Origin of the sequence: Spartinivicinus marinus, from assembly GCF_026309355.1 — a bacterium.
Classification (GTDB): domain Bacteria; phylum Pseudomonadota; class Gammaproteobacteria; order Pseudomonadales; family Zooshikellaceae; genus Spartinivicinus; species Spartinivicinus marinus.
Map to the genome: position 1 here is coordinate 164,686 of NZ_JAPJZK010000002.1, position 11,383 is coordinate 176,068.

The following is an 11,383-nucleotide window of genomic DNA, read 5'->3' on the forward strand; positions in this document are numbered from 1 at the left end:
CCCTTTATGCTACAACTTCGCCCGCCAGCTCGGCCTCTCTGTTTATGTAACCCAAAATCAAACCAGCAATTACATCCGGCTCATAAAACAGCTGTAAATGGCCGCCACCAGGCATCAACTCCAATTCAACATTCGGATACTTCTTCTCAAGTTGTACTGCCTCAGAAAAGTGACTATATGTATCATCTTTACAGTGAATTACATAAACATGATGTTTTTCGAATACCTGTCCCAGTAGCTCTATCACCTTCGACTTATTATCTTCATAAAGTTTCATGTATCTGGAAAACCTATGCGTTGCATCAGGATCCGATAAATGAAGAACAGTATACTTCTCCGCTGCTATCTCTTCGCGTATTGGTTGATCACGATACTTATCCAATATCATTGCGAGTTTTTCCGCATAAGCACTACCCAGCTTCTCAATTTCCAGATAGATTGGTAATGCACACCGCTCAAATTCCGACTTCACAAGCGAGGTGCCTAACCCGGCAGGAGCTATCCAGGAAATAGTTTTTGGTTGTAAATCTGAAACGGAAAGCGTATGAACAAGCAACTGCGCCGCTTGACACCAACCAACATAGTGAAACGAATCAAATCCTTCCTGCTTTAGAATATTGACAAAATCTTCTGACTGCGAGACCAGATCAAATCTATCATCAGACACAGATGCTTCATAATCAGGACACCCACGCGATTCCCAAGATAACACATAATATTTTCCCGACAGTACTTTCACCAATCGGGACAAAAGTAGATACGACATTCCATACGGAGGCAAGATCACTAACTTTTCTGCTGATGGATTGCCTACTTTATAGAGATTAAATTCGTATCCATCCGGAGCACGATATATTGATGCATCTATATCTCCAAGCTCTTCAGCCAAAATCGATGTATCGACCTTATTCAAATATGATGGCATTGATAACACCTGCGACATACTATTTCCTTACTTTTCAATAATGCAATCGAGCTAATCTTGCTCTCTTCTCAATAACTTTTAATAACTTCTCAAAATGAGGGGTGGCCACGATTCTGGATTATGTTTAGCTGCACATAATCCAGAATCGTGGCCACCCCTCAAAATCTAACAACAAGACATCACGTATACAGCGAATGTAAAAGGTTCAAATTTAGCGAAACAACCACGAAAGCCCTCTCCCCTTTCACGATGCGATATTGCATACAACCACACTACAGCACCGGCATTAAACAATATCCTCCAGAATCCTTCTCCCCAGCTCCACTGCATTCTCGCCCTCAAGAATGCTATAGTGCCCACCACCTATCACTCGCTTATTTTCGCTTTCTAATGACAGAGCATTCAGCAATTCTGCTTCCTCTTGCTCCTCGGAAGCTTTGTAGTAGTAGACCTGTCCGCCTTTCTTTTTCGGCGTATATCCGACTAAGAGAGAAAGATACTCCCTGGTAACCTCAAGCTGCTCGAGTATATATCCAAAAGAATCTAACTCTATTTTGATATTGAGATGCTCTGTTAATGCTTTTAAGGCGGTCTCTTTTTCTGATGCAGCAAAGACACCCTCATCCCACCCTTTAGCTTTAATAAATTCAACTATCTTATTAACTTCCGACGGAGCAAATCCTTGACGACGGAGAGTCGCCAAAATATTGAGTACAGCGAGAAATGCATTGTGATCCTCCTGCGTGGAGTAGTGAGGGATAAGACTAGAATCTAGAAGCCCAAGATAGGCAACATTCTTACCTCGCTCTTCTAGTACGCTAGCAATCTCTAAAGCAAATAACCCGCCAGATGACCAACCCACTAAATTAAAGGCGTCATCCGATTGATACTTTACTAACTCATCGGCATAGAATTCAGCCAACTCCCTGATAGATGAATAAGTCATATTCTCCAGAGAAGTAATTCCACAGATATTAAAGGCTTCACCCAACACATCCGACAAATCCTTGTAATAGAAGACTTTCCCACCAATGGGGTGAATGCAAAAAACATTGGGCTTACCTGAATTCACCTTCAAAGGAACTAAGACAGTTGGCTTATATTCAATCCCATCCGAAGCATTCAGATACAACGCAATATCCGCCAGCGTCTTGGAGTTAAAGACCACACTTGAAGGGATATCAATTTGAAACATTTCATATATCGCTCGGGCCAAGCGAATAGTTAGCAGGGAATCACCGCCCAAAGCAAAAAAGTTGTCGTTGACACCAACTTTTTCTACATTTAACAGCATAATAAATATTTCAACCAGACGCAGCTCTGTCTCATTTCGAGGCGAGACATATTGATCACTATCACCGGACATCTTCGGTTCAGGGAGACTCAAACGATCAAGTTTACCATTCGGCAATTTAGGCAATGCATCCACAAAAGTGAAAAGCGTCGGAACCATATATGCAGGTAGACTTTCGTTCAGCAGATCACGAACATTCTGAACCGTCAGCCCCCCTCCATTCTTGACAACAATATAAGCCGCCAGCTGAGGAGCGTTTGCCCCTAATGGCCAACCAACCACACAGATCTGCTGTACAGAAGAGTGTTCCATTGCCGCTGCTTCGACTTGACGAACGTCAATTCGATAACCACGCACTTTTACTTCAAAATCATCTCTTCCAATATACTCGAGCGAGCCGTCCTCTAGCTGACGCACAAGGTCTCCAGTTTTATACATTCGAGACCCTGGCGTTGCGCTATACGGATTAGGGATAAAACGCTCGGCCGTAATCTTTTGCTGTTGCCAATACCCCTGCGCCATACCAATACTATCTACATATAGCTTGCCAACAGCACCTCTCGGCACCTGCCTCAAATGTTTATCCAGAACGTATATTTTTGTATTCGCAATAGGCGTTCCTATAGATAAAGGCTGCTGTTGCTGGTCGCTAGAAACCAAACTATAGGTCGTATCATTCAATTCTGTACAACCATAGTTATTCCAAATCGTAACGGACGGCAAACAGTCTCTTACACTCTCAACAAGCCCAGCACTTAAGGGTTCACCAGCTGTAGTTATCTGCTTAACCGATCCCCACGAACTTTCTTTATCTTGTGACAATACATCGACTAACGCCTGAAGATGTGATGGAACCAGATAGATATGACTAACCCTCCAATGCTCAATCGCCAGCATAAGTGCTTTCGCATCCTTTACAACGGCATCTGGCAAAATTACCTGTCGATTACCAGCCATTAACCCTGTCAGCATTTCCTTTACAGATACAGCAAATGCCGAAGAGGTTTTCTGCAATATCACATCCCCTTCTGCAAGTGGAGCTCGCTTCCACGAAGCCTCCAACCAGTTGAGAATTTGACTATACGGCACCATAACACCTTTTGGTTTTCCTGTTGAACCAGAGGTGTACATAATGCATGCCGTTTGATTTGGCGCCACTTTTATTGAACTATTGGCTTCCGACATAGAAGCCAAGTCAGTGTTTTCCCAACCAAGAGTCGGATTCAACGCAACAGATAATGTCTCCCATCTTTCGAGTTTGCCACTCTTACCAGAAGTTAAAACAAAATCCGGCTCGACATCACCTAACATATCGCTGATAACAGCTTCTGAATAAGCCGGGTCAATGGGTATGTAACAACCACCCACCTTAAACACAGCTAACATAGAAGCCAAAAACTCTAAGGAACGCTCACAATGAATAGCAACCCTTCCAGCCACCCCACATCCTTTTTGCTTCAATAAAGCCGCCAGTTGATTCGCCCGCTCATTTAACAAGCTATAGGTAAGAGTGCGCTCGCTCGCATAATTGAGGCGCGGATCAAACTCATCAACACTAATACACGCAACAGCATAGGGAGTTTCTTTTACCTGACACTCAAAAATATCTGCAATACTTTGGTGCAAGTTGATATCAACGTCAGTCTGATTAACACCTTTCAATTTCTCTGCATCACCAGAAACTAAAGTGGGAATATCCCTCAGTCGGCACCCCTGATTTTCCACAAGGAATTCCAATACGTTTTGATGTTGCGCTATCAAAGCCTGTACAGTACTTTCACTGAAAAGCTCTTTCGCATACTCAACCGTAACCTGTAAATACTCACCATCACCATAAAACTGCAAATCAAGTTCACTTGGTGTCGTACGCTCGCCAACACTCGCTGGCTGCATTGATACGTCCCCTCGCAAATTATCTATTTCTGCTGTCGGGAAATTCTGGTGGCGCAACATTACTGGCACCAATGGAATTAAGCTACTGTCGCGCTCTTTATTCAGAGCACTTAACAGATGCTCAAACGGAAGCGATGCATGCTCATATGCCTCCAACACCAACTGCCGAGTGTCCCGCAATAAATGGTCAACAGTAGGATTACCGGAAAGATCCAGCCTCATTGCCAATATATTGACAAAAAATCCAATTAAATTCTCAAACTCCAGCTGTTCCCGACCTGCTATTGTCGTTCCCAGACAGAGATCTTCGCGCCCACTATACTGATTGATAACGATGGCAAAGCTTGCTAGCAACGTCATATATAAGGTCGTATTCCTTTCCTGACTTTGACGTGCAACTTTAACAGCCAATTCTTTTGGATATTCATAATGAAAACTTCCAGCACTCCAAGCCTTGTCAGCTGGGCGAGGATAATCGTACGGCAACGCCAAACCATCATCGTAATCAGCCAACTGCTCTTTCCAGTAAATCAGATGTTCACTTAAGTCCTGCTCGCGCTGCCACTGTGAGAAATCAGCATACTGCAATGGCAAAGCTGGAAGAACAGCGTCAATTTCGCTTAGCGCAGCGGTATACAAGGCATGCAAATCGCGTACAATAAGATTGAGAGACCAGCCATCACTAATAATGTGATGCATATTGATAAGCAAAGCATGATGACCATCTGCCGCCTTTAAAATAGAAACCTGAAATAACGGCCCTTTACTCAAATCAAAAACAAAAGCGGCTTGTTTTTCTATAATGCCAGGAACATCCTCTTCCTTCACTTCTAGAACAGGAACATCAAGCGTCAGTAAATCTGCAACAACCTGTTGCGGCTCGCCATCAAAGGGAGATAAAGAAAACGTTGTTCGTAGAATTTCATGGCGATCAACAAGCATATTAACAGCTTTACGCATCGCCTCTATCGACAAGTCACCATGCAAATGGAATGCGAAAACCAAATTATAACTGGTTCGCTGCTCTTCCATATTTTCATGAATAAACCAAAGACGCTCCTGCTCATAGGACAGCGGAATCTGCTTATTTCGAGCAATATTCCCAACACCTTTATCCGCTACAATACCACTCTCAAGCAAAGCTTTATCTACCGCCACAGAAAATGTTTCCAGCTCGGGCATTTCAAACAAAGTAGAAATAGGCAGGTCTACATTAAGCTCCTGGCGAATACGTGAAAAAAGCTGCGTCGCTAACAATGAGTGGCCACCGAGAGCAAAAAAGTTATCTGTTTTACCAACCTTTGGCGTCTTCCCCTCTTGTACAAGCACCTGCGCCCAAATATCAGCAAGAATTGTCTCCGTTTTCGTCGAAGGCGCTACAAAATCCGCATCTTCATTGTGTACAGTTGGTGCGGGTAAGCTTTGCCTATCTATTTTACTATTTGGTAATCGTGGAAGCTCCTGTAAAAACTCATAGAGAGTTGGAACCATATAAGTTGGTAACTTCGCACCCAGATACTCACGCAGACACTCTTGATCAACACCATCTACAGCAATATCCAGTACTATATACACCACTAACTGTGGTGTTTTTGAATCTTGCGGCCATCCAATCACAGCAACTTCCTTTATGCCATCCATAGCCGCTATAACTTTTTCTACTTGCCTTACATCAACTCGATAACCACGTATTTTGATCTCGTAGTCGCGACGTCCTATAAACTCCAGAGCCCCCCCCTCCAGATAACGGGCCATGTCACCGGTTTTATACATACATGTTCCAGGTTGACCATAGATATTGGGGATAAACCTCTCGGCTGTAAGACCCGGCCGCTGAAAGTAACCACGTGCAATACCCACACTACTTACATAAACCTCACCAAGAATACCCACCGGAGATACACGCAACCCTTCATCTAAAACATAAACATCACTATTTGCTATTGGATAGCCAACTGGCACAAAACCACTACTACCCTTAGCATCCAAAGGATCGCAATATGTCATGTCATTCATTTCAGTACAGCCGTAAATATACCAGACCTTCGCCTTGGGCATTACTTGCTGAATTCGCTCAAACAATTCATCAGAAAGCGGCTCAATAGAAACAAACAAATACTTTATTGAAGACAGCTGAGAAGGAGAGCTTTCCAGATAATCAAGAATTGCTTCTAGCTGCGAAGGGAACGTATATAGCCGAGATACGCCATGGCTTTCCATCATTTTTACAAAAACAGGGATATCTTTGACAACACTATCCTCAACAAATAACTGAGGAACCCCCTTCAAGAGTCCAGCAAATATTTCCTTCGTTGAAATAGCAAAAGATATCGATGTTTTTTGTGCCACCAACTCCTCACCAACAAATGGCTCTCTTTCCCACAATGCATGAAGACAGTTAAGCAACTGACGATGAGGAACCATAACCCCTTTTGGTAAACCTGTTGAGCCCGAAGTATACATAACACAAGCTAGCTGTTCCGGATGTATTACCACCTTCCGAGAAAGCACTGACGCACAAGAAAGCTCTTCATTTCCAATTAACACAACCGGAGTATTAAGGTTTCCAACATTACCAAGCAAATCACTATCTGTTACTAGTAATACAGGGTTCGCATCAATCAGGATTTGCTTTACATAATTTGCCGGGTACTCGGGATCTAACGGAACATAACAACCACCGGCCTTGAGCACAGCCAAATAGGAAACGAGCAAATGCTCGGATCGAGTCAAATACAAGCCAACTCTTTTGTCAGCAGCAACCCCTTTTTCAATCAATAGATTAGCTAGCTGGCAAACTCTTTTATTTAGCTCACAATAACTTAGCTCGCCATCGCCACTTTTACATGCTATTGCCTCTGGCGTATCTTCAACTTGCTTATCAAAAAGGGCTACAATACTCTTTGAAAAATCAAAATCTTTAACCAGTTGCAATGAACGAACATCAACACTTTCTAATCCGTCCAAAGAAAAATCGGATAACTTCATTTACTTATACCTTTTTCAGTGGTCATTAGCACAACCATCACTTATACTCGATTCCGAAGTTTTTTTAGGTTGACTAGCAGGGAGAGAGACTCAGAAGACTGGACTACAGGTATGGTTCCATTTCTTCGCCTAGCAAAGAACGATCAACACGACACCTGCAGACCAGTAATGGTGTAGTATATCGTGCTTCTACTTTAATAGCGACTAGATGACGACTTGTGTTGATTACCCGGCATGGTTCAGAAATAGGTGTTTTTAGTGAACATTGGGCGATCGAGAACCTACCACAGCAGTAGTATAAAAATTAGGCCGTTGTTGAGATATAAAACCATCATTGGTCCCAAGCTCAAAGCACGTCAATTACCGCAACAAAAAACCGAGGCTGAGGTATCCGTGCGCGTGTTAAATAGAATGACGAGTCTTGGCATGCCTATTTCTGTAAAAATTGGATAAATAGTGGACTGAATGCCTCAGCACGCCTGATTTTTCGATTTATTCAACAACGCCGCTCACCATTAGGTAATAGCACTTCTTTTCAACTAAACCCATTACATGAAAATGAAGTCGGCTCACCCCAGCGATTCGCTTTAGCAGGCATCATTGCAATAAGTGAATCAATACCTATACACAAGTAGTAGTCATAAAGCAGGTCTTGTAATTCTTTGGCGAGGCTAGACTTCCCAGAACTACTTGCACCATTTAAATAGATTACATCCATTACCCCATACCCACCTTATTCCAATGTATTTAATACTGCTAGCTTGTGTTATTTTTGCTCAATACAGCTTGGGCTATTTTTTTCGATCAAGTTCGTAGTGGGCTTATTTTTATCTGATAGATTCAGTTTATTTAGATTTTTTGACTCATCACAATATTGAATACTGATAATATCATTGGTATTTTCATAAAACTTGGCTGAATGAATCTTTGTATAACGAATACCTTGTTTATCCAATATTTCGGGGCCCATCTAATTTAGACTAGTACATCATTTCAAAGCAACTGTAGGGTAACGCTGTCGAGAGGTTTACCAGAGCCAATGGTTCTGGCTTTGCGACAGGACAATTAAATTGATTTCATGTACTAGATGAATATATAAATCATCATACCCCATGATACACGCAAAGATGGTCAAAAAATAATTATTCATACGATGTTATGGATGGATGGCCACGATCCAAATTATGCATCAGAATAGTCAATAACTGTGGTATTATATTGATTTAAATTACAACACTAATTCATTTATAAATCCTGAGTAGTGTAGTGGCCAATACTTATCCAAAATATCAACAAATTAAAGGGTTCTGTCGCAAAGTTTAGCCTGAAATGATAACCTTCGTAACCCTTCCCAGAATCATGGTTGTTTTGTAGTCACGATGAGTGCTGATGAACGCTTTAAAGGTTGTCACTTTCCCAAGTGCGTTGTACTGCAAGTGGTGTATTATTACCTTCGGTTTGCACTGAGCTACCGCGATATTGAAGAGCTTATGCAAGATCGGAATGTTCCCGTTGACCACGCCACTATTCAACGCTGGGTGGTGACCTACTCATCTAAGTTAGAAAAACAGTTTCGAAAGAAGAAATCACCTGTCGGCAACAGCTGGCGTATGGATGAGACGTATATCCGGGTAAAAAAAGACTGGTACTATTTGTACAGGGCCGTGGACAAAGCGGGACAAACCATTGACTTCTTATTTACCAAGCACCGGGACACTAAGGCTGCCAAGCGATTTTTCAAAAAGGCCAGTCTGCTAATCCAATGGCTAAACATAAGACAATTTTGAACAGTTTTGTGCTTTAGTAGGCTACCAAAATAAGTTTGTTTTTAACCTAAATAATTTTTGCGACAGAACCATATATATAACGTTTAAATAACTGTCAGATAGGTTTGACAGTTTAATCATAGGAAAAATTATGGGCCTAGAAAATCAGATATCCGAATTTACATTCGATACTTTTTTTAATAATGTCAATGGATATTATCGTACTGCAGCGGTGAAAGCAGCGATAGAACTCGGCATATTTGACATCGTGGGTGAAAACCGCAAGTCAATAGATGAAGTTGCCAATGAATGTCAGTCTTCTCGGCGAGGAATTCGGATTTTGTGTTATTTCCTTGCTTCTATTGGCTTTTTGAAAGTGGATGGTGATGTTTTTTACATGACTAGGGAAATGGTGATGTTCCTTTCGAGAAAAGCACCAGGGTATTTGGGAGATAGTATAGACTTTCTGTTGTCTCCGTACATTATGAGTGCTTTCGATGATTTAGCGTCGGTTATACGAACAGGTGAAATTCGATTGTCTTCTGATGGTGTTGTCGCCCCGGATCATCCTCAGTGGGTCATGTTCGCGCGAGCAATGAGCTCGATGATGTCTTTGCCTTCTGTACTTTTAGCGGAATTGGTTGATACGCAACCTAATAAGCCTATTAAAGTATTGGATGTTGCCGCTGGTCATGGATTGTTTGGCACAGCGGTAGCCCGTAAAAACCCAAATGCGCAAGTAACCTTTCTCGATTGGGAGAATGTATTGCAAGTAGCAAAGGAAAATGTCGCAAAGGCAGGTGTAGAAGATAGAGCGCAGTTTATGCCCGGCAGTGCTTTTGATGTTGATTGGGGGGAAGGGTACGACGCCGTTTTGTTGACCAACTTCTTGCATCACTTTGATAAGGAGGGGTGTCAGGTAATTTTGGAAAAGGCCAAGGCTGCCTTAAATGAAAATGGTAGAGCGTATGTCTTTGAGTTTATCGCAAATGAAGACAGAATATCGCCATCGCTGGCGGCGGCGACAAGTATGATGATGTTGGGAACGACACCTGCGGGTGAGGTATACACCTATTCAGATATAAAAGAGATGTTCGAAAACGTAAATTACTCAAATGTCGAACTACGGCCAATTCCACCAGCTATGGAAAATGTTGTTGTAGGATATAAAAATAGTCTCTAAAAATTGTGATGAAACGATTTTTGAGCGTAGGAATTTAATAAGCGGTTACGAAATATGGTTGCTGTAACAGATAATGAAAAGCTGGCGAATATGTTGTTCATGCCGACGCAGGTAGAACTTCCAGAGGGTAAGAGTATATATAGGCTATTTGAAGAGCAGGTGGAAAAGACTCCAAACGAAATAGCCGCTGTTTTTGGTGAGCAGCAAATCACTTATGCTAATTTGAATGTGAAGGCTAATCAGCTGGCCAGGCATTTACTGAAAAAAAGTATCGGTGACAATACCATGGTTGCGGTATTGATGAGTCGGAGTATTTATTGCCTGGTCGCTTTACTTGCATCGATGAAGGCTGGCGCAATATACACTCCAATTGACATGAAATTACCACAAAAACGTGTTGATTATATTCTCGATGATTGTGGTGCAAAGCACGTTCTTGTAGATGTCGATTCTCCCTTTGACAAAATTGACCCAGAGAAAGCTGAGCTAATACGTGTCGATGCTGAGGATATCTATACAGGAGACGACGCAAATCTGGATATGGATGTCAGCAAAGATCAGGCTGTTTATTGTATTTATACATCAGGCTCTACTGGGCAACCTAAGGGTGTGCTGGTGCAGAGCAAGGGGTTAATGAACTACATTCTGTGGGCCAAAAAACAATATACCAGTGAAAGTACAAAGTATTTTGCATTCTATTCGCCACTGAATTTCGATCTGACGGTAACATCTATCTTTGTTCCTCTTATTTCCGGGATGACAATTTGTATATATTCAGATACAAATGATGATGTACCGGTTATCAATAGAGTTATTGAAGATAATAGAGTCGATATTCTTAAGCTTACGCCAGCGCACTTGGCTTTACTGGAGGGTGAAGATTTAAGCGAATCTAATTTAAAAGTCTTAATCCTGGGTGGCGAGGATTTAAAGGTTGAGGTTGCGCGTAAGGTAGACAAGAAGCTTGGTGGTCGAGCACTTATCTACAATGAGTATGGTCCTACTGAGACCGTCGTGGGTTGTATGATATATATGTATGATCCTTTAGTGGATGTGTCAGGCTCTGTTCCTATCGGTCGTCCAATTGATAACATGCAGATATATTTGTTGGATGATGAGCTGAATCCTGTTACTGACTTAGGGATAGGTGAAATCTATATTGCAGGACTTGGTGTATCACTCGGGTATAAGAATAAACCTGATATGACGGAAAAAAGTTTTATCAAAGACCCGTTCGAAGGTGGTTTTATGTATAAAAGTGGTGACCTGGGTAAAGTTAATGATGATGGGCACCTTGTTTATCTTGGAAGAAAAGATTCTCAAGTTAAGCTAAA

General features: G+C 42.0%; 7 protein-coding genes and 1 pseudogene. 4 read left to right on the plus strand and 4 right to left on the minus strand.

Annotated elements, in window-relative coordinates:
* Nucleotides 1-4 precede the first annotated feature (4 nt).
* Nucleotides 5-943, minus strand: coding sequence for an alpha/beta fold hydrolase (locus OQE68_RS29075; RefSeq protein ID WP_180571402.1), 939 nt, complete (start codon nucleotides 941-943; stop codon nucleotides 5-7).
* Nucleotides 944-1,211: 268 nt separating this feature from the next.
* Nucleotides 1,212-7,100 carry a non-ribosomal peptide synthetase gene (locus OQE68_RS29080; protein ID WP_180571401.1) on the minus strand — a complete coding sequence of 1,963 codons (5,889 nt, stop codon included), beginning with the start codon at nucleotides 7,098-7,100 and terminating at the stop codon, nucleotides 1,212-1,214.
* A 318-nt stretch (nucleotides 7,101-7,418) separates the two neighbouring features.
* Between OQE68_RS29080 and OQE68_RS29085 the strand changes: the two are divergent.
* A pseudogene (locus OQE68_RS29085) lies at nucleotides 7,419-7,553 on the plus strand (IS5/IS1182 family transposase); the annotation flags it as partial.
* A gap of 82 nt (nucleotides 7,554-7,635) precedes the next feature.
* Here the strand turns inward: OQE68_RS29085 and OQE68_RS29090 are convergent.
* A complete protein-coding gene (locus OQE68_RS29090; RefSeq protein ID WP_180571474.1) occupies nucleotides 7,636-7,818 on the minus strand; it encodes a phosphotransferase-like protein in 183 nt (60 codons plus the stop codon).
* A gap of 48 nt (nucleotides 7,819-7,866) precedes the next feature.
* Complete coding sequence (locus OQE68_RS29095; RefSeq protein ID WP_180571475.1) at nucleotides 7,867-8,070, minus strand: hypothetical protein; 204 nt, start codon at nucleotides 8,068-8,070, stop codon at nucleotides 7,867-7,869.
* A gap of 409 nt (nucleotides 8,071-8,479) precedes the next feature.
* On the opposite strand from OQE68_RS29095, the gene OQE68_RS29100 reads away from it, so the two are divergent.
* From OQE68_RS29100 to OQE68_RS29110, 3 genes are all read left to right on the plus strand, one after another.
* Nucleotides 8,480-8,887: an IS6 family transposase gene (locus tag OQE68_RS29100; RefSeq protein ID WP_180571476.1), complete on the plus strand. Its 408-nt coding sequence runs from the start codon at nucleotides 8,480-8,482 to the stop codon at nucleotides 8,885-8,887.
* Nucleotides 8,888-9,017: 130 nt separating this feature from the next.
* Entirely contained in the window at nucleotides 9,018-10,049 is a 1,032-nt protein-coding gene (locus OQE68_RS29105) for a class I SAM-dependent methyltransferase (protein WP_180571477.1), read from the plus strand.
* A gap of 54 nt (nucleotides 10,050-10,103) precedes the next feature.
* On the plus strand, nucleotides 10,104-11,383 hold a 1,280-nt coding region (locus OQE68_RS29110), incomplete at its 3' end, for an amino acid adenylation domain-containing protein (RefSeq protein WP_266195956.1).